Origin of the sequence: Mesorhizobium sp. WSM3879 (assembly GCF_002294915.1) — a bacterium.
GTDB lineage: Bacteria > Pseudomonadota > Alphaproteobacteria > Rhizobiales > Rhizobiaceae > Mesorhizobium.
Genome location: NZ_NSFZ01000011.1, coordinates 127,574 through 149,218, shown reverse-complemented (window position 1 = coordinate 149,218; position 21,645 = coordinate 127,574). Strand labels below are relative to the sequence as shown.

At 64.1% G+C, this 21,645-nt stretch carries 21 protein-coding genes, 1 other RNA gene and 1 pseudogene; 8 read left to right on the top strand and 15 right to left on the bottom strand.

Annotated features, from left to right (window positions below):
* Nucleotides 1-32: 32 nt before the first annotated feature.
* From CK218_RS23095 to CK218_RS23070, 6 genes are all read right to left on the bottom strand, one after another.
* Nucleotides 33-1,544, bottom strand: coding sequence for a DegQ family serine endoprotease (locus tag CK218_RS23095; RefSeq protein WP_095783778.1), 1,512 nt, complete (start codon nucleotides 1,542-1,544; stop codon nucleotides 33-35).
* Nucleotides 1,545-1,689: 145 nt separating this feature from the next.
* Nucleotides 1,690-1,875, bottom strand: coding sequence for a DUF2065 family protein (locus tag CK218_RS23090; protein WP_095783779.1), 186 nt, complete (start codon nucleotides 1,873-1,875; stop codon nucleotides 1,690-1,692).
* A gap of 6 nt (nucleotides 1,876-1,881) precedes the next feature.
* On the bottom strand, nucleotides 1,882-2,844 hold the full coding sequence (locus CK218_RS23085; RefSeq protein ID WP_095779003.1) for a protease modulator HflC: 963 nt from the start codon (nucleotides 2,842-2,844) through the stop codon (nucleotides 1,882-1,884).
* Nucleotides 2,844-3,941: an FtsH protease activity modulator HflK gene (gene hflK, locus CK218_RS23080; protein ID WP_066990906.1), complete on the bottom strand. Its 1,098-nt coding sequence runs from the start codon at nucleotides 3,939-3,941 to the stop codon at nucleotides 2,844-2,846. Before hflK ends, CK218_RS23085 begins: the two co-directional genes overlap by 1 nt.
* A 201-nt stretch (nucleotides 3,942-4,142) precedes the next feature.
* Nucleotides 4,143-4,706, bottom strand: a complete 564-nt coding sequence (locus CK218_RS23075; protein WP_095828997.1) for a dihydrofolate reductase — start codon at nucleotides 4,704-4,706, stop codon at nucleotides 4,143-4,145.
* The gene (locus tag CK218_RS23070) at nucleotides 4,706-5,719 is read right to left on the bottom strand and encodes a DUF4424 domain-containing protein (RefSeq protein ID WP_095829016.1); all 1,014 of its coding nucleotides are present in this window, start codon (nucleotides 5,717-5,719) and stop codon (nucleotides 4,706-4,708) included. The genes CK218_RS23075 and CK218_RS23070 overlap by 1 nt, the downstream gene beginning before the upstream one ends.
* Before the next feature lie 174 nt (nucleotides 5,720-5,893).
* On the opposite strand from CK218_RS23070, the gene cobF reads away from it, so the two are divergent.
* A complete protein-coding gene (cobF, locus tag CK218_RS23065) occupies nucleotides 5,894-6,667 on the top strand; it encodes a precorrin-6A synthase (deacetylating) (RefSeq protein WP_095828996.1) in 774 nt (257 codons plus the stop codon).
* A gap of 17 nt (nucleotides 6,668-6,684) precedes the next feature.
* Here cobF and CK218_RS23060 read toward each other — a convergent pair whose 3' ends face one another.
* The 4 genes from CK218_RS23060 to modA form a co-directional block, all read right to left on the bottom strand.
* A complete protein-coding gene (locus CK218_RS23060) occupies nucleotides 6,685-7,026 on the bottom strand; it encodes a winged helix-turn-helix domain-containing protein (RefSeq protein WP_066990897.1) in 342 nt (113 codons plus the stop codon).
* A gap of 85 nt (nucleotides 7,027-7,111) precedes the next feature.
* Nucleotides 7,112-8,224 carry a molybdenum ABC transporter ATP-binding protein gene (modC, locus tag CK218_RS23055; RefSeq protein WP_066990894.1) on the bottom strand — a complete coding sequence of 371 codons (1,113 nt, stop codon included), beginning with the start codon at nucleotides 8,222-8,224 and terminating at the stop codon, nucleotides 7,112-7,114.
* Nucleotides 8,221-8,925: a molybdate ABC transporter permease subunit gene (modB, locus tag CK218_RS23050; protein WP_095828995.1), complete on the bottom strand. Its 705-nt coding sequence runs from the start codon at nucleotides 8,923-8,925 to the stop codon at nucleotides 8,221-8,223. Before modB ends, modC begins: the two co-directional genes overlap by 4 nt.
* Before the next feature lie 19 nt (nucleotides 8,926-8,944).
* Entirely contained in the window at nucleotides 8,945-9,739 is a 795-nt protein-coding gene (modA, locus tag CK218_RS23045; protein ID WP_095828994.1) for a molybdate ABC transporter substrate-binding protein, read from the bottom strand.
* Nucleotides 9,740-9,894: 155 nt separating this feature from the next.
* Here modA and CK218_RS23040 point away from each other — a divergent pair.
* Nucleotides 9,895-10,097: pseudogene (locus CK218_RS23040) on the top strand (TOBE domain-containing protein).
* 29 nt (nucleotides 10,098-10,126) lie between these two features.
* Here the strand turns inward: CK218_RS23040 and CK218_RS23035 are convergent.
* Both CK218_RS23035 and CK218_RS23030 read right to left on the bottom strand, forming a co-directional pair.
* Complete coding sequence (locus CK218_RS23035) at nucleotides 10,127-10,921, bottom strand: thymidylate synthase (RefSeq protein WP_095828993.1); 795 nt, start codon at nucleotides 10,919-10,921, stop codon at nucleotides 10,127-10,129.
* Nucleotides 10,922-11,061: 140 nt separating this feature from the next.
* Nucleotides 11,062-11,373, bottom strand: coding sequence for a DUF2853 family protein (locus CK218_RS23030; protein ID WP_095828992.1), 312 nt, complete (start codon nucleotides 11,371-11,373; stop codon nucleotides 11,062-11,064).
* A gap of 169 nt (nucleotides 11,374-11,542) precedes the next feature.
* On the opposite strand from CK218_RS23030, the gene ssrA reads away from it, so the two are divergent.
* Nucleotides 11,543-11,903, top strand: a transfer-messenger RNA (tmRNA) gene (ssrA, locus tag CK218_RS23025).
* Between the two features lie 138 nt (nucleotides 11,904-12,041).
* Here the strand turns inward: ssrA and CK218_RS23020 are convergent.
* A complete protein-coding gene (locus CK218_RS23020) occupies nucleotides 12,042-13,247 on the bottom strand; it encodes a multidrug effflux MFS transporter (protein WP_095828991.1) in 1,206 nt (401 codons plus the stop codon).
* 208 nt (nucleotides 13,248-13,455) lie between these two features.
* Here CK218_RS23020 and CK218_RS23015 point away from each other — a divergent pair, with 208 nt between their 5' ends.
* The 4 genes from CK218_RS23015 (at nucleotide 13,456) to CK218_RS23000 (ending at nucleotide 15,235) form a co-directional block, all read left to right on the top strand.
* The gene (locus CK218_RS23015; protein WP_095783789.1) at nucleotides 13,456-14,139 is read left to right on the top strand and encodes a TetR/AcrR family transcriptional regulator; all 684 of its coding nucleotides are present in this window, start codon (nucleotides 13,456-13,458) and stop codon (nucleotides 14,137-14,139) included.
* Nucleotides 14,140-14,255: 116 nt separating this feature from the next.
* Nucleotides 14,256-14,792: an SspB family protein gene (locus CK218_RS23010; protein ID WP_066990875.1), complete on the top strand. Its 537-nt coding sequence runs from the start codon at nucleotides 14,256-14,258 to the stop codon at nucleotides 14,790-14,792.
* Nucleotides 14,793-14,801: 9 nt separating this feature from the next.
* Nucleotides 14,802-14,999 (top strand): DUF4169 family protein, encoded by a 198-nt coding sequence (locus CK218_RS23005; RefSeq protein WP_095828990.1) that lies wholly within the window; start codon nucleotides 14,802-14,804, stop codon nucleotides 14,997-14,999.
* A gap of 8 nt (nucleotides 15,000-15,007) precedes the next feature.
* Complete coding sequence (locus CK218_RS23000) at nucleotides 15,008-15,235, top strand: ribbon-helix-helix domain-containing protein (RefSeq protein WP_095828989.1); 228 nt, start codon at nucleotides 15,008-15,010, stop codon at nucleotides 15,233-15,235.
* A gap of 6 nt (nucleotides 15,236-15,241) precedes the next feature.
* On the opposite strand, the gene CK218_RS22995 is transcribed toward CK218_RS23000, so the two are convergent.
* Nucleotides 15,242-17,044 carry a chloride channel protein gene (locus CK218_RS22995; protein ID WP_095828988.1) on the bottom strand — a complete coding sequence of 601 codons (1,803 nt, stop codon included), beginning with the start codon at nucleotides 17,042-17,044 and terminating at the stop codon, nucleotides 15,242-15,244.
* Nucleotides 17,045-17,221: 177 nt separating this feature from the next.
* Between CK218_RS22995 and CK218_RS22990 the strand changes: the two genes are divergently transcribed.
* On the top strand, nucleotides 17,222-17,653 hold the full coding sequence (locus CK218_RS22990) for a helix-turn-helix domain-containing protein (RefSeq protein WP_095828987.1): 432 nt from the start codon (nucleotides 17,222-17,224) through the stop codon (nucleotides 17,651-17,653).
* Nucleotides 17,654-17,751: 98 nt separating this feature from the next.
* Here the strand turns inward: CK218_RS22990 and CK218_RS22985 are convergent, their stop codons facing one another.
* On the bottom strand, nucleotides 17,752-21,645 hold the full coding sequence (locus tag CK218_RS22985) for an AsmA-like C-terminal region-containing protein (RefSeq protein WP_095828986.1): 3,894 nt from the start codon (nucleotides 21,643-21,645) through the stop codon (nucleotides 17,752-17,754).

Below are 21,645 nucleotides of genomic sequence, written 5' to 3'. Positions count from 1 at the left end.
CTTGCAAATCAACCCGTTCGGGCTCTCCGGAATCAGTCCATCCGAATCGTCACGAAGCGCAACTCGCCGGATTTCGAGGCGAGCATCAGCAGCGCGTTCTTGCGGCCCTGCTCCTTCAGCGCGCCGATCCGGTCCATGACATCCTTTGGCGTGCCGACCGATTCCTGCGCGATCTCGGTGATCACCTCGCCGGGCTGGATGCCGCGTTCGGCGGCGGCCGAATCCTTGGCGACGTCGGTGATGACCACACCCGACACATCGGCCGCGATGCCGAATTTCTGTCTGGTCTGCTCGTTGAGTTCGCCAACGGTCATGCCGAGCACCGAAGCCGTCGACACAGGAGCCGCCTTGTCGCCCTTGTCCTCGCCGGTACTGCCGTTCTCGCCGCTGGCCAGCTTCTCGCCGTCCTCGAGCCGGCCGAGCGTCACCTTCACTGTCTGCTCGACGCCCTTGCGCACGATGACGACGTCAACCGCCTTGCCGACCGGGCTTTCGGCGACGACGCGCGGCAGGTCGCGCATTTCGTGGATGTCCTTGCCGTCGAATTTGATAATGACGTCGCCGGCTTGAACCGTGCCGTTGTCGACCGGTCCGCCCTTAATGACGCCGGCCACCAGCGCGCCCTTGGCCGTCGCCATGCCGAGGCTTTCGGCGATGTCGTCCGTTACCGGCTGGATGCGCACGCCAAGCCAGCCGCGCCGCGTTTCGCCGAACTGGCGAAGCTGATCGACGACGCCCGCGGCGAGCTGCGAGGGAATGGAAAAGCCGATGCCGATCGAGCCGCCCGAGGGCGAGATGATCGCCGTGTTGATGCCGATGACCTCGCCACTGCTGTTGAACAGCGGACCGCCGGAATTGCCGCGATTGATGGCGGCGTCGGTCTGGATGAAATCGTCATAAGGGCCGGAATTGATGTCGCGGTTGCGCGCCGAGACGATGCCGACCGTGACCGTGCCGCCAAGACCGAACGGATTGCCGATCGCCATCACCCAGTCGCCGACGCGCATCTTGGTGGAATCGCCGAACTTCACCGCCGTCAATTTGTGGCCCTTCGGATCGACCTTCAGCAACGCGACGTCGGTCTTTGTATCAGTGCCGACAAGCGTCGCCTTCAGCGTCACGCCGTCGGAGAAATTGACCTCGATGTCGTCGGCATCGGCGATGACGTGATTGTTGGTCACCACGATGCCCTGCTCGGCATCGATGACGAAGCCGGAGCCAAGCGACTGCACCTTCTGCCCGCCGCCCTTGTCGCCGCCGCGATTCTTGAAGAAGTCATCGAAAAAGTCCTGGAAGGGCGAGCCTTCCGGAAGCTGCGGCATCGGCACCGCACCGGGGCCTTCCGTGCCTTTGACGGTTTGCGAGGTCGAGATGTTGACCACCGCGCCGAGCAGGCGTTCGGCGAGGTCGGCGACGGAAGGCGGCGCGTCGGAGGCGATCGTGGGCGTGACGAAGGACGGGACGGCAATGATGCCGACGACGAATGCGGTGGCGCCGGCGAAAAACCTGCGCCGCGCCGCGCGCAACAGGGTGTCGGATATCATCGTGGCCTCCCGGCGTTTTTGAAAAAGAAAGGCGCTTCCGCAAAGGCGCCCGTCCAATTCATGTTGGCAAGAAATAAGGCACGTTTGCGGCTATAGCTATCGGCGGAAGATAAATCGTCAATCGCCTCGGCACCAAGGAATTTCATCAGCCGCGAACCAGCCAGACGATCGCGACGCCGAGGGCGATTGCAGCCAATCCGGCGATCCGCAGCACATTCTCCGGCAACGACAGCACCTCCGCCGCCAGTTTCCTGGCCAGAGCCGGAAACCCGCCATAGACCAGGCCCTCGATGACGAGGACCAGGCCGATGGCCGCGAGGAAATCCTGCACCGTCCGCTACTGGGCGCTGCCGGGTTGCGTGGCCGGGGCTGCCGGCGTCGCGGGCGCGGGCTGCGATGCCGCCGGCTGTCCGGGCTCGGGCTTGCTTTCCGGATCGCGGAAGAAGCGGAAGAACTCGGAGTCGGGCGACAGCACCATGGTGGTTCCGGTGCTGTCCAAGGCCGTGCCGTAAGCATTCATCGAGCGATAGAAATCGAAGAAGCCCGGGTCCCGCTTATAGGCTTCAGCAAAGGTGGCGCTGCGCTGCGCCTCGCCCTCGCCGCGCAGGATCTCCGATTCCTTCTGCGCCTCGGCGATGATCTCGACGACCTCGCGGTCGGCCCTGGCTTTGATACGCTGCGCCGCCTCGTTGCCGCGAGCTCTCAGCCGCTCGGCTTCCGCCAAGCGTTCGGCTTTCATGCGATCGTAGGTCTGCTGCGATACTTCGGCGGTCAGATCCGTCCGGCGGATGCGCACATCTTCGATGTCGAGGCCGAGCGACGTCGCGTCCGGACGCAGTTGGTCACGCACCTCGCGCATCATGACGCCGCGTTCTTCGGAAAGTGCCGCCTCGAAATCGCGCAGACCATAGACGCGGCGCAGCGCCGCATCGAGACGCGTCTTCAGCCGGGCTTCGGCGAGTTCCACCTGCCCCGATACCGCCGCGCGGAACGTGCGCGGATCCGAAATGCGGTAGGCGATGAAGGCATCGACCTCGTAGAACTTGCCGCCGGAGACCTGAACGCGGATATTGTCGAGGTCGAAGCGCATGACTTTTTTCTCGATCGTCTGAACGCTGTCGGCATCGAAGAAGGCGAATGGCGCCTTGAAATAGATGCCCGGCTCGGTCTTGACGTCGATGATCTCGCCGAACCTCAGCACGATTGCCTGCTCGCCCGCCTTGACGACGAACACCGACGAATAGAGCAGAAACAGAAGGACGGCCGCGATGACCGCGATGATGGGAAGACGGTTGGCCATCACTGGTTACCTCCCAGCGCAGGCGCGGGCGGCGCCTTGGGCTGTAGTGCCGGCAGCGGCAGATAAGGAAGCACACCCTGCCCGTTGCCCTGCTCGACGACGACCTTGTTCGAGTCCTTCAGGATCCTCTCCATTGTTTCCAGGTAAAGGCGCTTGCGCGTCACGTCGGGCGCCTTGGCGTATTCGTTGTAAACGGAGATGAAGCGCTGCGCCTCACCTTCGGCTTCCTGCACGACCCGGTTCTTGTAGGCGGCGGCATCTTCGCGGATCTGGGCCGCCTCGCCGCGCGCCTGGCCGAGCTTCTGGTTGGAATATTGATTGGCCTGCTCGACGAACTTGTCCTCGTCCTGCTCGGCGCGCTGCACCTCGTCGAAAGCATCGGCGACCTCGCGCGGCGGGGCGGCGTCCTCGATGGAGATTGCGTTGACTTGCAGACCCGTCTTGTAACCGTCGAGCGTGTTTTGGATGATCTCACGCACCGATGTGGCAATACCCTGGCGATCGTCGCGGAAAATATCCTGCGCGGGGCGCCGGCCGACGACCTCGCGCATGGCGCTTTCGGCCACCTGCGTCAGCATGCCGTCGGGATCGGAGACGTCGAACAGATAGGCCCTTGGATCGGAAACCTGGTAGGCGACCGAGAACTGCACATTGACGATGTTCTGGTCGCCGGAGAGCATCAGCCCGGAGCCGCTGCTCGCCCCGCCGCCGATGCTGACGAGCTGCTCGGAAATCTTTGCCGTTTCGACCGTTTCGATCGGCCACCAGTGGAAATGCAGGCCTGGCTGCGAGAGCTCGGCCTTCGGCTTGCCGAAGCGCAATTCGACCGCGACCTCGTCAGGCTGCACGGTATAGATGGCCTTGAAAGCCCAAAGCACGACAAGCGCGAGCGCGATCAGCCCGAGGACGGCCGGGCTGGCGCCGCCGCCTCCCGGAAGAGCGCGCCGCAGCCTGTCCTGGCCGCGGCGGATAATGTCCTCGAGATCGGGAGGCGACCCGGGCGGGCCGCTCGGGCCTTTCGGTCCCTGTCCCCAGGGCCCCTGATTGCCGCCGCCGCCCCATGGGCCGCCGCCACCGCTCTTGTCGTTCCAGGGCATGAATGTCCTTTCGCTTCGGTTCCCTCAGGCCTTGCGGCGCGATCCTAGCGCATGACCTCGAAAACCGATATCGGTTTTCCGAAAGGAATCATGCGCCAAATCAAGGTTTTACGGCGACCTTCTTGCGCGTCCAGTTGGAAGCGTGGCGCTGTACCCTCGTTCTTCTATAGGGACGCCGTGACGCGCTTTCAACGCGATCCGCTACGCGCGCCTGCGATTTGAGCCGTCAGCGACCCTTTGTCCTCGTCGGTGACCGTCGCCGCTGCGCTCGTAAACGGTATAGCGTGTCGCGTGGCTGTCCTTTTCGCCCGCCGGAAAATCCTCGGATCGGACGATCCGCCAGATCGCGGGGTCGATCGGCGGAAAATGAGCGTCGCCATCGACCGCGGCCAGCACATGCGTGACGTGGAGACGATCGGCCAACGGCAGGGCCTGGGCATAGATCTCGCCGCCGCCGACGACGCAGATCTCCCCGGCACCTGCCATGCAGCGGCCGCGCACCTTGGCCAGCGTGATCGCCTCGTCGAGCGAATGGGCGACTTCGGTGCCCTCGGATCGCCAGTCTCTGGCTCGCGTCACCACGATGTTGAGCCTGCCGGGCAGCGGCCGGCCGATGCCCTCATAGGTCTTGCGGCCCATGATGATCGGCTTGCCCATCGTATCGGCCTTGAAGCGTTTCAGGTCGCTGGAAAGCCGCCACGGCAGCCCGCCTTCGCGTCCGATCACGCCGTTCTCGGCAATGGCGACGTAGATCGCGATGTCCATCAGCCGCCGTTCCCGCTATTGTCCGACGGCTCGAGCAGCAAGATGCCGATATCGTGCTCCGGATAAAAATCCTTGGCCGTCATCTCGAACGTCGTCGGACCCACCTTGCGGACGTTGTCGCCGCAGAAGGAGACCAGATTCTTTGGGCTGCCCTTGTCGATGGTGAGCTTGAAATTGCCGACACTGCCGGACGCCCAGTTGCCACCGGTGGTGAGGATATATTCGATGCGGCTCTCGAAATATTTGGGATAGCCGTCGGGATTTTCGTTCGCTGCCTTGCGCACAGCGTTCTCGAACGCGCCGTCCATGCAGTAGCGGGTCTTGTATGTGTCGTACTGCCCCTGGAACTTGCCGTCGTAATAGAAGCTGACCGATGACGTGCCGCCGACGCTCGGCTTGTAGCGGTGCCAGACATGGACTTGCTTGTTGGCCGGGAAGGTGGAGCGCCACCAATAGGTCGAGCGCAACTGCCAGAACGGCGCGTAGGCGGTTTGCATGCCCGAACCGTTATCGGCGGTGTCTTCGACGATGATGCCGCGATCTTCCCAATCCTGGGCGACGTCCTTGGGCAGCTTTGCCAGCGCCGCCTTGGCGGCGTCACCGAACGGATAGAGCGGCACGTCGTGCGCCTTGAGTTCCGCGGTGATGTCGATGCCCAGCGCGAACGCCTTTTGTTCGAGCTGCGGATTGGCGTCGACGCCGTCGATCGTCACCTCGAAGCCGAGGAAATTGTCGCTCTGCGCTTCCGGGATCGCCGGCATCTCGTTCGGGTCGCCTTCGATATCCGGCATCGGGAAGGCGACGATCGCGCTGACGTCCTTGTCGGTATTGTTGCGGAAAACGTAGTCGACGGTCACCTTTTCCGGCGAGATGAAGAGATCTTCGCTTTCCATGGCAACCGCATCGCTGCGCGACAGGATCAGCCCGCCGGTGCCAAGCGCGGCAACGGAATCGTTGGCGAAGGCCGGTGCAACCGAGAATGCCAGCGCTGCGGTCAGGATAGTGCGTGTCATGGCTCCCCTCTCGACGGCATGACCGGGATCATGCGTATGCGCTTCCATCTAGAGCAATTCCAGGAGAAGTAGCTAGAGGCGTTCAGCGTTTCTGCCGACCGGCCGAGTTTTGCGCCCGCGTGCCTGCCTGCCCCCGTCTGGACACCGGCCGCCCGATCGGGCAGGAGGACGCCTATGCGCAAGCTTCTCGTCATCGGCATCGGCGCCGGCAATCCCGACCACATGACCGTACAGGCCATCAACGGCCTGAACCGGGCCGACGTGCTGTTCGTTCCCGACAAAGGCGCGAGAAAGAACGACCTTGCGGAGGTCCGTCGGCAGATCTGCGACCACTTCGTCACAAACCCGAAGTCGCGCCGCGTCGAATTCGACGTCCCGGTTCGGGCCGAGCCGACATCGTCCTATCGCGTGGCCGTCGACGACTGGCACGAGGCGATCGCCGAAATCTATGAAGGGCTGATCGGCAACGAGCTTGCCGAGGACGGCTGCGGCGCATTCCTGATCTGGGGCGACCCCTCGCTCTACGACAGCGCGCTGCGCATTCTGGAGCGCGTGCGCCTGAGGGGCAATGTCGGTTTCGAGCTCGAGGTCATTCCGGGCATCACCGCGATCCAGGCGCTTGCCGCCGCCCACGCGACCGCGCTCAACCGCATCGGCGATTCGATCCTGGTCACCACCGGCCGCCGGCTGACTGAGGAAGGCCTGCCCGCGAATGCCGGGAGCACAGTTGTCATGCTGGACGGCAAGTGCGCCTTCAACACGCTGGCCGACCAGGATGTTTTCATCCAGTGGGGTGCCTATCTCGGCACGCCGGACGAGATCATCCTTTCCGGCCGCCTCGGCGATGTCGGCGCCGCAATCGAGAAGGTCCGAGAGGAAGCCCGGCGCAAAAAGGGCTGGATCATGGACACCTATTTGCTCCGCAAGCCCGGGGAGCCGGAGGAATAGGCCCCTTACAGGCCCAATCAACCGGCGTCGATCTCGGCCTGCAACGCCTGCATATGGACGGCCGCCGCTGAAGCCGCCGCGCGCTCGATCGCTCTGAAACGGCTGACGACGGCGAGACCCACGGCGGTCAATTGCGCGCCGCCGCCTTTTCGGCCGCCGGTCTGCGCCGCCACCAGCGGCTTGCCGAACACCCGGTTCATGTCCTCGACCAGGTCCCAGGCATGCTTGTAGGACATCTCCATGCCGCGCGCCGCGGCCGAAATCGAGCCGAAAGCGGCGATCTGCTCCAACAATTCGATCTTGCCCGGACCAATTCGTCCGTCAGGGTCGAGATTTATCCGCAGGCTCAGCGATGGCATCCCTTGTCCTCTGCGATCATGTCGAGATTACCCTCTCCGCCGCCACATCGCTATTCCAAACCAACATAGCGATATTGCCCTTTCGTCAACCATCGGCCTCCACCGGCAGCCCAGCACCTGTCGTCGCGCTGTCAAAGCTCACCGTCTTGATCACCGCGAAGACCTCGCGGCCGAGCGCGAGCCGAAGGCTCTGCTTCGACTGTTCGGTGACGCGCGCCAGCACCGTTGCTCCGTTGCAGTCGATGGCGATCTCCACCGTAGGCCCGACGCCCGGCCTGACCGCGGCGATTTTGCCCGGCAATATGTTGAGCGCGCTAAGACCCGACGGCTGTTCGGTCGCGATCATGACATCGCGGGCGCGGATGCGGAGCCGCACCAGAGCTCCCGCCGGGCGTGAAACGCGCGGCACGCGGATCTCGCCGGCCGGCGAGCCGAGCACAGTCATGCCGAAAGCCTCGTCGTGACGCAAAACCCTGGTGTCGAGCACCGCGCCGCCCTCGCCGCGCTCCTCCGCCGGCAAGAGGTCGAGCCGCTGCATGATCGCCTCGGTCGGGCCGAAAGCCGCGATCTTGCCTTGGGACAGCACCGCCACGTCGGTCGCCAGCCGCGCCACCTCGGCGACGGAATGGCTGACATAGGCGATCGGGATCTTCGTCTCATCGCGCAGCCGCTCGATATAGGGCAGGATTTCGGCCTTTCGCGCCTCGTCGAGCGAGGCAAGCGGCTCGTCCATCAAAAGCAGTTTCGGGCTGGCAAGGAGCGCGCGGCCGATCGCCACGCGCTGCTTTTCACCACCCGACAATTTCGCCGGCCGCCGGTCGAGCATGGGACCGATGCCAAGGAGTTCGACCACCGCATCCATACTGGCGTAGCGCTCGGCAACCGGCGTGAACCAGCGGCCATAGCGCAGATTGCCGGCGACGCTCAAATGCGGGAAGAGCCGCGCATCCTGGAACACCATGCCGATCCGTCGCCTGTGCATCGGCACGAAGATGCCGGCGGCGGTGTCGACCAGCACGCGCCCGTCCACCGCGATCCGCCCTTTCCGCGGCCGGATCAGCCCGGCGATCACATTGATCAGCGTCGACTTGCCCGAGCCCGAAGGCCCGAACAGCGCCGTCAGCCGGCCGGCGCTTTCGAAACTCGCCTCGATGGCGAAATCGCCGAGACGATGACTGACGTCCACCGAGAGCGTCATTCGATGTCCATCCGCTGGCCGATCCGGCGCGCCAGAACCTCGGAGGCCACCAGCGCCACCATCGAGATGACGATCGAAATCAGCGTCAGGCGCAGCGCTCCGGGATCGCCGCCCGGCACCTGCGTGAAAGTGTAGATTGCCGAGGGCAGCGTCTGCGTCTCGTTGGGGATGTTGGAGACGAAAGTAATGGTCGCGCCGAACTCGCCCATCGCCTTGGCGAAGGACAGCATCGCGCCGGCGATCAGGCCGGGCAGGATCAGCGGCAGCGTGATTGTGGCAAACACCCAGATCGGGTTGGCGCCGAGCGTGCCGGCGGCCGCCTCCATCTTGCGGTCGACCGCCTCGATCGACAGCCGGATCGCCCGCACCATCAGCGGAAACCCCATCACCCCGCAGGCAAGTGCTGCCCCCGTCCAGCGGAAGGAAAAAACGATGCCGAAATGCTCGGCGAGGAAGGCGCCGGCGGGCCCGCGCCGGCCGAAGGTGAGCAGCAGCAGATAACCGGTCACCACCGGCGGCAGGATCAACGGCAAATGCACCAGCCCGTTGAGCAAGGTCTTGCCCCAGAACCGCCCCCGGGCCAGGACGAGCGCGATCAGGATGCCGGGCGGCAGGCTGGCGATCATAGCCACAGTCGCCACCTTGATCGACAGCCGGACCGCATTCCATTCGTCGGGAGTGAGGTCCAGCAGCCAGTTCATTTGCGGTGTTAGGTCTTTCTCAGTTGCTCGGCGCGAGCACCGTAAAACCCTGTTCCTTGAAGAGCGCGGCGGCCTTGGCTGACTCGACGCATTTCAGGAAGGCAGCCGTATCCTTGTCCTTCGAATCCGCGGTCTGGGCAATCGGGTAGATGATCGGCGGGTGCGAATCCTCGGGGAAGGTGCCGACGACCTTGACGCCCTTTTCGGCATGGGCGTCGGTGGCGTAGACGATGCCGAGCGCGGCCTCGCCCGTCGACACCAGCTTGAGCGCGGCGCGGACATTCTCGGCCTGCGCGACCTTGCCTTCGACGGAGGACCAGACGCCCAGCCATTCCAGCGCCGCCTTGCCGTATTTGCCGGCGGGCACCGCCTTGAAATCCCCCATGGCGAGCCGACCGTCGCGGATGAGCCCGGCGAGGTCGAAGCCCTTCTCGACCTTCGCCTCGACCTTGGAATCTTGCGGCGCCACGAGCACGATCTGGTTGCCGAGCAGCTTCACCTCGGTGTCGGGCCTGGTCAGCTTCTTGTCAGACAGATACTTCATCCAGTCGAGGTCGGCCGAGACGAAGACATCGGCTGGCGCGCCGCCCTCGATCTGCTTGGCCAGCGCCGAGCTTGCCGCATAGGAAATCGTGGCCGCTTCGCCGACCTCGGGCTCGCAGGCCTTGTTGACCGCATCGAGCGCGTCCTTGAGGCTGGCCGCGGCGAACACGATCACCTTGTCGTCGGCGTGGGCTGCCGGCACAGCCGCCATCAACGCTGCCGTCAGTCCGCCAATGGCCATCGCCTTCAATCCAAAACCCTTGCCCGTCATGAAACCTCGCCCTCTTCTGAAAATCCGTTCGGTTCGAGCCCTGATTCGATATATCCGGATGAACATAACAAGAAAAGGATTTTTAGGCTCCGCGCCGTTGTACGTCAGGATCCCACCAGCCCACGGTGAACTCCGTTCGATACAGCGAGGCGCAGATTAAGATCAGCGCCGGCAATATCCTGAAAGGCAAGGTCACGGAAATCGTCGAGGGAGCGACCACCTCGCATGTCCGGATAGCTATCGGCGGCGGCGCCCTCGACACGGCTTCGATCACCAACGAAGCGGCTGCCGATCTGCGACTGGGCAAGCAGACCTATAGGTGATCAAGGCCTCCGACGTCATGGTCGGGATTGACTGACGGCTTGAGCGCTGGCGGCGCTCCGGGCCTTATACCGCGATCGGCGCCTTGATATTGGCGTCCGCAAAATAGTTCTCGAGGCGGAAATCCTCGAAGCGGAAGGCAAAAAGATCCTTCACATCCGGGTTGATCCACATTGTCGGCAGCGGCTTCGGCGTACGCCGCATCTGCTCGCGCGCCTGCTCGAAATGGTTCGAGTAAAGATGCGCGTCGCCGAGCGTATGGACGAAATCGCCAGGCTTCAAGCCGGTGACCTGCGCCACCATCAGAGTCAGGAGGGCGTAGGATGCGATGTTGAACGGCACGCCCAGGAAAACGTCGGCCGAGCGCTGATACAGCTGGCAGGAGAGCCGGCCTTCCGAAACGTAGAACTGGAACAGGCAATGGCAGGGCGGCAGCGCCATCGCCTCCACTTGGGCCGGATTCCAGGCTGAGACGATCAGCCGGCGCGAATTGGGATTCTTGCGTATCTCCTTGAGAAGGGCGGCGATCTGGTCGATCTCGCCGCCGTGCCCATCCGGCCATGAGCGCCACTGCTTGCCGTAGACAGGGCCGAGATCGCCATTCTCGTCAGCCCATTCGTCCCAGATGGTGACGCCGTTGTCGTTGAGATATTTGATGTTGGTGTCGCCGGCCAGGAACCACAGCAACTCGTGGATGATCGACTTCAGATGCAGCTTCTTGGTGGTGGTGACCGGGAAGCCGCGCGAAAGGTCGAAGCGCATCTGGTAGCCGAACACCGAGCGCGTGCCGGTACCGGTGCGGTCGCCGCGATCGGAGCCGTTCTCCAGCACATGCTTCAACAGGTCGAGATATTGGCGCATCGGCTCGGCCTCGATTCGGATGACAAGCGATCATAGCCGACTGGGTGTCGGTCGAATACCCAAAGCCTAGAGATGTCGATCCGGCGCCGAAAAATCCACGGCGCCGGCACGTTGCCATGCCGGCTGCCGGTGGCCTTGCCTCACAGAGAACCCAGTTTGCCCAGGTCCTTCGCCACCAGATAATAGAAGGTCACGCGGCTCTTGGTGTTGTCGGCGGCCATCGCCTTGCACGCCTTCTCGATCGAGGCGTCGGCCTTCTTGGCTTCGGCAATCCCAAGCTTCTTGGTCACCCAGTTGTCCCGGACCCGCTCGAGCTCCTTCGGGTCCGCGCAGGAGACCAGGGAGGAATCGCGGTTCCTGAGCGCGATGCCAAGATGCTTGACGATCTTCTCGACCGCATCGGCGCTGGCGCCGGCATCGTATTTCTTCACATCCGCAAGATAGTCGGCCATGAAACTTCCCCTCGTCGGCGCCACGGATCCGATCGATGAGGCTTGTGGCGCGCCGCGCAACTTGTGCGCTAGGTCAGATATTCCTCATCGCCGGGGGAGCTTCGATTGAGTAGACGCGCAAGTCAACCCTCGGCTGTCGGGTTTGGCGCAGGGGACAAGCCTCGACTTGGCCCTTTCATTTTCCGTAACCGCTCCCTATATTCGCTTGGTCGGCTTGACCGACTATGGCGATAAACAGGCGATGAAATAAGCCGTTCGGACCCGGGGGCGGTACCCGGCGCCTCCACCAAAAACCGCTCTTCCAAAGGGAGCGGCTTTTGCTGGGGGCGAAATAGGATCGACGAAGGTGTAAAGATCGTACTTTTGCCCGGCATTGTACCACCGTCATCGGGCTAAACTTATAGTTGCCAACGACAACTATGCGGAAGCTCGTCTCGCTGCTTAATGCAGTGCGAACGCTTCAAATCAAGCCCTAGAGGTTCGCACTTCTAGGCGGGGTTCGGAGGTACCTGGCAACAGAAACCTCCACCTTCCCCCTCGCCTTCTTTCCAAGTCAAGTGAACGGCCAAGCATGCTTGGCGCGCATGCTGCGGTCCTGCCTAGGCTGAAAAAGGCCGGGCAATCCCGGCCTCGGGCAATCCCGGCCTCTTCCAATTTCTATCCGCGTCTTACTCGGCAGGCGCCTCGACCGCTTCGCGCGCACGGCCGAGCGTCAGCTTGGCCAGCATGAAGGAAATCACCGCGCAGAGCGTGATGCCGGCCACCATCGGCAGCGGCGTGCCGTCGAAGAAGAGGCCCGCCACGCCCATGGCCAGCGCGCCGATGGCGAAGTGCAGCGTGCCCATCAGCGCCGATGCCGTGCCGGCGATCTCGCCATGCTCTTCCATCGCCAGCACGGAGGTGGTCGGAATGACCAGGCCAAGGAAGCCGTAGCCGACAAAGAGCAGCGCCGCCATCACGTCGAGCCGGTCGACACCGGATGCCATTATCGCGAACAGCGCCACCATCACCGTGGCATAGCCGGTCACCGCGACCCACACGACCCGCTTCAAGCCGAAGCGATCCGCCAGCATCCCGGTCAGTTGCGACATGCCGATGAAGGCGACCGCGTTGATCGAGAAGAACACGCTGTAGACCGACGGCGACAGGCCGTAGTGGTCGATCAGGATGAAGGACGAACTCGACAGATAGACGAAGAAGCTCGCAATGCCGAAGCCGGCGATCGCCGTCAGGCCAAGGAAGTTGCGGTCGCTCATCAGGTAGCGGTAACCGGCAAGTGCCGTGCCGAAGGACGAGTTGGCGCGCTCCTCCGCCGAACGCGTCTCTTTCAGCGAGGTCGCGAGCAGGATGGTGGCTAAAGCGGCGGCGCCCGTCACAGTCCAGAACACGGCACGCCAGCCGAAGCTCTCGATGATCTGGCTGCCCGTGAGCGGCGCGAGGATAGGCGACACCGAGAACACCAGCATCAGCAACGACATCAGCTTGGCGGCCTCGTTGCCGGTGTGGAGGTCGCGCACGATGGCGCGCGGCACTGCCATGCCGGCGCTGGCGCCGAGCCCCTGCAGGAAGCGGAAGGCGATCAACCACTCGATATTGGGCGCCATAGCCGAGCCGACGCCGCCAACCATGAACAGCGCGAGTCCGACGTAAAGCGGCAGCTTGCGCCCGACCATGTCCGAGATCGGTCCGACGACGATCTGGCCGAAACCCATCGACAGGAAGAAGATCAAAAGGCTCATCTGCACGGCGGCGGTGCCAGCCTTCAAATCCGCACCGATCGAAGGCAGCGCGGGAAGATACATATCGATGGCGAACGGGCCGATTGCGGACAACAAGCCGAGCACGACCGCGATGCGGAGGAATTTGGGACTCATGATAAGGGCTTCTTTCGGATCTGGTTGCCGCCGTGGTACGGCGTCTACCCGAGGACGTTCCATCCCGTGGAACCCCGACATCCGGGATGTGAAATCATCGCCGCTTCAAAGCGCGATTCTGTCGTTCCCGGGAGCGGGCTTCGCTTTATTGTGTCTACAAATTTAGACAGGCTTGTCCAATTCGTCAATCATCGCTATATAGTTTTTTATGAAGGTCGGCGTTTCTCCTGACACTTTCCCGCCACGCAGCCACGAGGCCAAGCGCATATCGGTGGTTGATGCTGCCGCTTCGGTCTTCTGCCGCGAAGGCTATGCCGGCGCCAATATCGACCTGATCGCGGCCGAGGCCGGCGTTTCGCGCCAGACCGTCTACAATCACCATGGCGATAAGGAAAAGCTGTTCATGGCCATTGTGCGCGACCTGACGGAGCGCTGCAATGCCGGCATCTTCGCCACCATTGCCACCTTTCCCGACCAGCCCGCCGATCTCGAAGCCGATCTTGTCGCCTTCGCGGTGCGCATGAACCGCAACTGTATCTGCAACCGCGACGGCCGCTTCCTGCGCAAGCTGATCCAGGCCGAGGGCGAGCGCTATCCCGAGCTTTTTGCCGAGTGGCGCGAACAGGGGCCGGGCCGCACCTGGTCGGCGCTTGCCGCCCGCTTCGCGCGGCTGGCCTATGCCGGGCACCTCTCGATCGACGATCCGGACGTGGCGGCGCGGCAGTTCCTCGCACTCGTCAACGCCGAGTTGCAGACAACCTTCATGCTCGGCGGCATACCGACGGAGGAAGAGGTGTTGCGCTCAGCGACCAATGGCGTGCGCACCTTCCTGGCCGCCTTCGGCAGGAAGAAAGCGGCAGCCGCCCGGCAGGCCGCCCTCGCCCACGCCTGAGCGATCAAATCGCCGCCAGCCCTCTTTGCCTTAGCTTTCGGCGCCTATATGCGGTTTACGCCGCGCCCAAGCTTGATTACAGCTATGCGGACGATTCAACGGAACCCGACCGTCACATGGCCGACGACCACATCCGCTACGACATTCTGGCCCAGGAGGCATTGCGCGGCGTCATGCGCAAGGTCCTGGCCGAAGTCGCGCGCACGGGCCTTCCGGGCAACCATCATTTCTTCATCACCTTCCTGACCGGTGCGCCGGGCGTGCGCATCTCCTCGCGGCTGCGCGAGCGTTATCCGGAGCAGATGACCATCGTCATCCAGTTCCAGTACTGGGACCTGAAGGTGACCGACACCGGTTTCGAGGTGGGACTCTCCTTTTCCGACGTGCCCGAAAAGCTCGAAATCCCCTTCTCCGCCGTGCGCGGTTTCTATGACCCATCGGTGAATTTCGAACTCGAATTCGACGTCAAGGCGGACAATGCCGCGGAAGACGACGACGCCGCGCCGGCCCCGGAGCTACCGATCGCGGTCGTGACCGAAAAGAAACCGGAATCGAAGAAAAAGGCCACCGAGGCCGAGAAGAAGCCGGCTGCCGCCGATACCGGCGGCAAGGGTGCCGAAGTGGTTTCGCTCGACGCCTTTCGCAAAAAGTGAGCCGGGGAAATGGGCGAGGTCGTCAATCTCCGCCAGGCCCGCAAGCAGAAAGCGCGCATCGAGAAGGAACGCCTGGCCGGGAAAAACCGGGCATTGCACGGCCGTTCCAAAGCCGAGCGCCAGCGTGACCGGCTGACGTCCGACATGACGGAAAAATTCATGGACGGCCATCGCCGCGAAAAGCCCGGCGATCCGGACCGGCGCTGAGCGCCCGGATGGCCGCTGTCGAAAAACGCTCGGTGACGATCCGCGGCCACCGCACCAGTTTTTCCCTGGAGCAACCCTTCTACGACGATTTGGTGGCGATCGCGACGCAGCGCTCGCTGTCGCTCGCGGCCCTCGTTGCCGAGATCGACGAAACGCGGACCCGTGACGCCAACCTCTCCTCCGCGCTCAGACTCTACGTGCTCGCCTGGGCAAAGCGCGGCGGCAGGGCATCTTGACCGGCCTCAGACCGGATCGCCGAGGCTTTCCTGCGCCTTGCGCTTGGCGCCGAAGCTGAGCAGGGCCGAACGGTCGCGTTCCTCGGCCTGCTTTTTCGACCGCACCCGCATCAGGTCCTTCCAGCCGATATAGCCGACCATCCGTGCATCCTCGCGCGAAACGACCGGCAGATGCGAGACGTTGGCCAGGAGCAGCTTGTCTGACAGTCCTTCCAGATATTCGTCGGGATAGGCGAGCGTGACCTTGCTGCCGGCCAAAAGTTCGCCGAGCGTCGTCTTGCGGTGCTTGCCGGCGCGGCGCCAACGCAGGATCGCCGGCGGATCGATGAGGCCGAGCACATGGCCTTTCTCGTCGATCACAGGAAAGCTCGGATGGCGCGTGTCCGGCGCGGTCAGGAATGCCGCCGCGCCGTGCAGCGTCATCGTCGCCGGCACGCTTTCGACCTTGGTTGTCATCACCTCGCGCACCCTGGTCAGCGCGAAGGGATCGACGCGATATTCGCGAACGAGGTGGTGTCCGCGCCGCGCCACCTTTTCGGTCAGGATCGATCGCTTCATCAACAGCACGGTGACGGCATGGGCGGTGGCGCAGGCTGCGATCAGCGGCACCAGCATGTGGGTGTTGCCGGTGAGTTCGACCGCGAAGAAGGTCGCGGTCAGCGGCGCGCGCATGGTGCCGCCCATGGTCGCGGCCATCGCCAGCAGCGGCCAGAAGCCGGGCGTCGCCTCGGGCAGGATACCGGCAAGCACCGCGCCCATCGCACCGCCCATGATCAAGAGCGGCGCCAGCACGCCGCCCGACGTTCCCGAACCCAGCGCCACCGACCAGACAATGGCCTTGACAACCAAAAGCGTCAGCGCTGCCGCCGCCAGCACATGGCCATCCAACATGTTGGCGATGTTGTCGTAGCCGACACCGAGCGCCTGCGGCTCGATCAGTCCACCGATACCGACCACCAGGCCACCGATCATCGGCCACCACATCCAGTGTATCGGCAGCTTCTGGAAGGCGTCCTCGCAGGCATAGACCATTTGCGTCAGCAAGCCGGAGAGCAGGCCGGCGGCAATCCCGACCAGCACCCAGCCACCCAATCCGGCGATCGACGCTTCCATGCTGCCCGAGAACGGGAAGATCGGTCCGGGCAGGTGCAGCAAGGTGCGTTCGACCTCGGCGATGATGGCGGCGACGGCGACCGGGATGAAGCTGCGCGGCGTCCATTCGAACAGCAGCAGCTCGACGGCAAGCATGATTGCCGCGATCGGCGTGCCGAACACGGTCGTCATGCCGGCCGCCGCGCCCGCAACCAGCAACGTCTTGCGTTCATTGTCGCTGACCGGCAGCATCTGCGCGATCAGCGAGCCGATCGCCCCGCCGGTCATGATGATCGGCCCCTCGGCGCCGAACGGTCCGCCGGAGCCGATCGAGATCGCCGACGACAATGGCTTCAATACCGCCACTTTTGCGTCGAGCCGCGAGCGGCCGAGCAGGATTGCTTCGATGGCTTCCGGAATGCCGTGGCCGCGGATCTTTTCGCTGCCGAAGCGCGCCATCAGCCCGATGACCAGCGCGCCGATCACTGGAACCAGCACGGCGGCATAGCCGAGCGGCGTGTCCTCGAGCCTGAGCTCGGCCAGTGTGAACTGGCCGAAATAGGCGATGTTGGTGGCGAGCCTTATCAGCTTCAACAGCGCGATGCCGGCAAACAGCCCGGCGGTCGCCACAACGACTGCGATGGCGGCGATGATGAGCACCCGCGGATCGGTGGTGAAGTCGCGGAGATGGCCGTTTCCGGCATGAGCGGATTTCATTGGGGAGCCTGAGCTTTCTGGCGGCGCGGTACCGTCCGGTTGTCGGCCGGCTACATATCGTAACACGATATAATTCTACAAGGCCGTTTTTGGTGGTTGCTCCGCGTCATTTGGTCATGGATGCGCCAGGCTTTCATAAGAGTTGAGCTTTGGCCGGAAAGGGCGATAAGTCGTGGCATGACGCATCCGAAGAAACCACGTCCCCCCATCAGCCAGGCCGACTATCAGCGGCTTTCGGAGTTCCGCTACCTGATCCGCCGCTTCCTCGAATTCAGCCAGTTGCAGGCGAATGAGGCGGGCTTGACCCCGCGCCAGCACCAGGCGCTGCTGGCGATCAAGGGCTATCCCGGCGGCGGGCCGGTGGCAGTGGGCGATTTGGCGGAGCGGTTGCGCATCCGCCACCACAGCGCCGTCGAACTGGTGAATCGGCTGAGCGAGGCCGGATTGGTCGCGCGGGATCAAGACAAGGCCGACCACCGCCGCGTCCTGCTGCAACTCACCCCGCTCGCCGACGACCGTCTCGCCGAATTGTCGGCCGCCCATCTCGACGAGCTTGCCCGCATCGAGCCTATGCTCAAGCGCCTGCTTTCGCGGCAGGAGCCGGTTTGAGCGCTACATCCAGCGCTGTCCTTCGCGACGTCTTGGGTGTTTTGTTCGCCCGCGATTCCGGGCGGAACCGCTATGCAGTTTTCCTGGAATAATGGGTTTCAACCGCCGTCCAGCGACTTCAGGAGGTTGTCGATCGTGAACGGATTGGACTTAGGCTTCGGCGGCTCTGGAACGGAACCGTCGTTGACGCCGGGAAGCGACCGGTCGACTTTTGGCGCCTGCTCAGCCGCCCTGCGTTCAGCTTCCAGCCTCGCCTGCTCGGCACGCTTGCGATCCGCCTCGGCCTGGGCTTTCGCGGCTGCGGCCTGTTGCTCGGCCTGAGCCTTGGCGTCGGCTTCCGCTTTTGCCCTTGCCTCTTCTTCCGCTTTGGCTTGCGCCTCGGCTTCTGCCTTCGCTTGCGCCTCCGCCTCGGCTTTCGCCCTCGCTTCAGCCTCGGCTTTCTGCCGCGCCTCTTCCTCTTGCCGGCGCCGTTCCTCGGCCGCCCGGTCGCGCTCCGTCTGCAGCGCAGCGTAGTAGCGCACCTCGCGCCGCAGCCTCTGCTTCTCGAGCAGCGCCGCCTGCATCGCCTCGACGCGCTGCTGCTCCTTCTCCAGCGCGCGCTGGGTCAGGAACTGCGCCAGCGGCGCGCTGTCGAACTGGAGCGACGTCGCCCCGATCTGGCCTGCAAGGCTGAAGTTCACAGCCGGTTCGGAGCCGACAAGCGCCTCGTCGCCCGGTCGATAGGTGATCGCCCCCTTGGCGGCCACCGTACTCGCATCGAGGTCGGCGGTGACGTCCGCAGACAGCGTCGCCGCCGGATTGTCGAGGCTGATCGGCGGCGCCCGCAGCGTGCCATTGGCAACGGTGAAGGGGATATCGATATTGCCGGCCGCGAAACTTCCCTGTCCGGCGATTTCAGGCGCGAAGCCGGCGGTCTTGGCGGCATCGATGTCGCGTCCGATTGCATCGGCCTTGGCGATGACGGGGGCAAAAGCATCGGGATTGATGCCGGCGATGGTCAGTCCCTTCAGCGCCGCCGTGCCGGACCCTGACAGGGCGGCGATCATCGCATCGACAGACTTGCCGCTGGTCGACAGCGCGGCCGAAATGTCGCCGCTGCCGCTGATTCCGGCGCCAGGCAGCACTGCGGTAAGATCACTGCCCGCCAGCTTCAACTGACCCGATAACAGGCCGGTGCCCTCCGTGTTCTTGAGCTCGAACAGGCCGGTCAGCGTGCCCTCATAGAGCTTGGCTTTGAGGTCCGAGACACGGATGCCTTCCCGGTCGAGCTTCAGCGACAGCGTCGCGTCATGCGCAGTCGCGAACGGTCCGGCGGCAAGGGCCGCCGTGTTGAGGTCGAGATCGGCGCTGAACGGCAGGGTCGATTTCCGGCTGAACGGCGTCGTCGGCCAGCCACCGTCCTTCCCGGCGAGGAAGGACTGGTCGCCGAACAGCGACACCGCCAACGGATCGAGGTCGAGCTCATCAAGCGCCAGCGCGCCGGCAAGATGCGGCAGTCCGTCTTTCATGTCGGCGTTGACGTCGCCGGACACAGTCGCCTTGTTGATGGCGCCGCTGAGCCCGCTCAGCACCAGAAGCCCATTGCCGAAGTCGGCATCGCTGGCGAGCGAAGCCGACGTGCCGGTGCCCATGCCGGGCAGCCCGACACCTGTCGTCATCAGCCATGGCTCGATATCGGCGGCGTCGAGATTGACCTTGCCCTTGGCAGTGGCGCCTTGCCCTGTCTCGGCGATGGTCCCGTCAAAGCTCGCCCTGAAATCGTCGGCCGTCAGGTTGAAGCTGGTTGCCAGACCGCCGCCCAGCGAGCCTTTGGCCGTGATATCGGTGGTGGCCTGTCCAAGCATGCCGAGCGGCAGCGCCGGCAGGCCGTAGAGTGCAAGCAGCGTGGCGGCGTTCTGGTTCCTGGCATTGAAGGTGACCGATACCGGCGCATCGGGAAGCCGATCCCGCGTCCCCCTGCCCGAAAGCGAAGCCGAGAAGGCGGAACCGCCGGCCTTGCCTTGCGCGGAGAGCGCGAGTCCGGTGGTGCCGTCGCCATTGTCGGCGGCACTTGTCACCAGGTCGATCCGGGCGTCCTGGAACAGCTCCGGATAGGCAGCAACACGGGCAGCCAGGCCTTTCAGAACCTGATTGTCCGGATAATGCTGGGCTGCGACATCTATGAGCGGTTTGAGATCGACGGCCACCACGGATGCGTCGAGGTTGCCGGTCGGGCTTTCCGGAAAATCCTTGATGCGCCCGGTGGCGCTGATCGAAGCGCCGGCGAGCCCTCCGACCGAGAGCCGGTCGATCTCGAGCAGGCCCTTGCGCAGCCTCAACGCCGTATCCACTCTGTCGGCGGTCAGCCCGGCGGCGCTGACCGGGCCCGCCTTGATCTGGAAATCGAGGTCGCGGTCGGAGAAGCGGTTGGCGCCCTTGTCGCTGACGAAGATCGAGGCGAAGGCCGCCAGCCCATCGACGTCGAGCTCGCCGCCCTCCAGCTGCATCAGCACCGAGGGCCTGGCGCCATCGGGCTGGCTGGAATCGATGCGGCCGGAAAATTTCGCCTTGCCGAGGATCAGCTCGAGGTCGCTGAACGACTGCCGGTTCTCGCTGAGATCGACCTTGGCCTTGAAGCCCGCCGCCGGCAGACGGCGGATCGCGTCGTCGACATCCTTCGACAGCCAGGCGGCGAAACCGGACGGCTGTCCGACGGCAAGCAGCAGGGATCCGGTGAAGCCGAAATGGTCCTCGACGTTCAGCATGCCGTCGGCTTCAAGCGTCGCCCGCCCGGGCAGTGTCGCGGCGAGCGACTTCACCGACCACCCGCCTTCGGCCGGCTCCGCCGAGAGCCGCACGTCGCGAACCGTGGTATCGCCCGCCACCACGGCCGGCAGCCTGACCTCGACCGTGCCCGGTATCGTCGGCTTCGGCATGTGCTGAAGCGTCTGCTCGAACGCCGCGATACGCTGGTCGAGCGTCAATCCGGCACCTGCGGATGCGCCCACCGCCTCGTCGAACTGCACCTGCGCGCCGTTCGCTTCGATCGAAAAATGCGGTTTCAGGCCGAGATCGACCGAGGCCTTGCCGTCGGCGGTATAGGGGTTGTCGAGCGGTCCGGTCTCGAAGCGGAATTCATCGACACCGAGCTTCTGATGGTCGAGCGCGAATTTGCCGTTCAGCCGGAAGCCGGGATCGGGCTTGCCGGCGCTGACCTTCACGGGCTCGCCGTCAGTGCCGCGCAATTCGGCCGAGCTCCTGTCGGCCCCATTCTTGTCAGAGGCCGAAACCTTGAACTGACCGGAATAGACCGCCGCGCCTTTGACGATGCCGGCGTTGCCGTCTGTCTCGATGATGAGCGGATAGGCATCCGGGTCGGCTTTGAGTCTGACCCGCATCTGGCCGTCGGCTTCCGCTCTGCCGGTTGAGGCCGAGACTTCCGCGCGCAGGCCGTCGAAGCGCAGCGAGCCGTCCATCCGCCATGGACCGGCGAGCGACTTTGCCGAAACGGTCGAGTTGATCTCGGAGATAAAATGGCTGCGCCCGCCGGCGGCATGGCGCAATTCGATCTGCCCTTCGGTCACCGTCAGCTTCTCGATCGCGATCTGTCCGGGATCGAAGGGCGTCGACGGCCGAATCGCCCAGTCGACCGTGCCGTCGCCGGCAACATCGATGGTCGCCTTCGGATGCACCAGCCGCATGTCGAAGATCAGCAGTTCGCCGCGCAGGAACGGCGCCAGCTCCGCGTCCATGGAGAAGGTCTCCATCGTCATCGCCGGCTGTCCCCCAGGGCCGCCTGCGACCTCGACATTGGAGAAGGTCACCGAAGGGAATGGCAAGAGCCGCGCGGTCGCGTCGCCTTTCACGGTCACCTTGCGGCCGAGGATGGTGCTCGCCTCGCGCTCGAAATCGGCGCGGTAGCCGGTCCAGTCGATGAAATACGGCACCACCAGCGCCGCGCACAGCACCAGCACGAACAAGCCACCGAAGATCACGAACAGGCGAGCGAGCAT

Coding starts and splice junctions, on each gene's coding strand:
- modC (WP_066990894.1), bottom strand. CDS start 8,224: ATGACGCTCTCGGTGGACGTCAGTCATCGTCTCGGCGATTTCGCCATC.
- CK218_RS22985 (WP_095828986.1), bottom strand. CDS start 21,645: ATGCTCGCTCGCCTGTTCGTGATCTTCGGTGGCTTGTTCGTGCTGGTG.
- CK218_RS23075 (WP_095828997.1), bottom strand. CDS start 4,706: ATGGACATCGCGATCTACGTCGCCATTGCCGAGAACGGCGTGATCGGA.
- CK218_RS23085 (WP_095779003.1), bottom strand. CDS start 2,844: ATGGCCAACCGTCTTCCCATCATCGCGGTCATCGCGGCCGTCCTTCTG.
- cobF (WP_095828996.1), top strand. CDS start 5,894: ATGCGCAAGCTTCTCGTCATCGGCATCGGCGCCGGCAATCCCGACCAC.
- CK218_RS23000 (WP_095828989.1), top strand. CDS start 15,008: ATGGCCGCTGTCGAAAAACGCTCGGTGACGATCCGCGGCCACCGCACC.
- modB (WP_095828995.1), bottom strand. CDS start 8,925: ATGAACTGGCTGCTGGACCTCACTCCCGACGAATGGAATGCGGTCCGG.
- CK218_RS23095 (WP_095783778.1), bottom strand. CDS start 1,544: ATGATATCCGACACCCTGTTGCGCGCGGCGCGGCGCAGGTTTTTCGCC.
- CK218_RS22990 (WP_095828987.1), top strand. CDS start 17,222: ATGACGCATCCGAAGAAACCACGTCCCCCCATCAGCCAGGCCGACTAT.
- CK218_RS23070 (WP_095829016.1), bottom strand. CDS start 5,719: ATGACACGCACTATCCTGACCGCAGCGCTGGCATTCTCGGTTGCACCG.
- CK218_RS23020 (WP_095828991.1), bottom strand. CDS start 13,247: ATGAGTCCCAAATTCCTCCGCATCGCGGTCGTGCTCGGCTTGTTGTCC.
- CK218_RS23035 (WP_095828993.1), bottom strand. CDS start 10,921: ATGCGCCAATATCTCGACCTGTTGAAGCATGTGCTGGAGAACGGCTCC.
- CK218_RS23005 (WP_095828990.1), top strand. CDS start 14,802: ATGGGCGAGGTCGTCAATCTCCGCCAGGCCCGCAAGCAGAAAGCGCGC.
- modA (WP_095828994.1), bottom strand. CDS start 9,739: ATGACGGGCAAGGGTTTTGGATTGAAGGCGATGGCCATTGGCGGACTG.
- CK218_RS23030 (WP_095828992.1), bottom strand. CDS start 11,373: ATGGCCGACTATCTTGCGGATGTGAAGAAATACGATGCCGGCGCCAGC.
- CK218_RS23010 (WP_066990875.1), top strand. CDS start 14,256: ATGGCCGACGACCACATCCGCTACGACATTCTGGCCCAGGAGGCATTG.
- hflK (WP_066990906.1), bottom strand. CDS start 3,941: ATGCCCTGGAACGACAAGAGCGGTGGCGGCGGCCCATGGGGCGGCGGC.
- CK218_RS23060 (WP_066990897.1), bottom strand. CDS start 7,026: ATGCCATCGCTGAGCCTGCGGATAAATCTCGACCCTGACGGACGAATT.
- CK218_RS22995 (WP_095828988.1), bottom strand. CDS start 17,044: ATGAAATCCGCTCATGCCGGAAACGGCCATCTCCGCGACTTCACCACC.
- CK218_RS23015 (WP_095783789.1), top strand. CDS start 13,456: ATGAAGGTCGGCGTTTCTCCTGACACTTTCCCGCCACGCAGCCACGAG.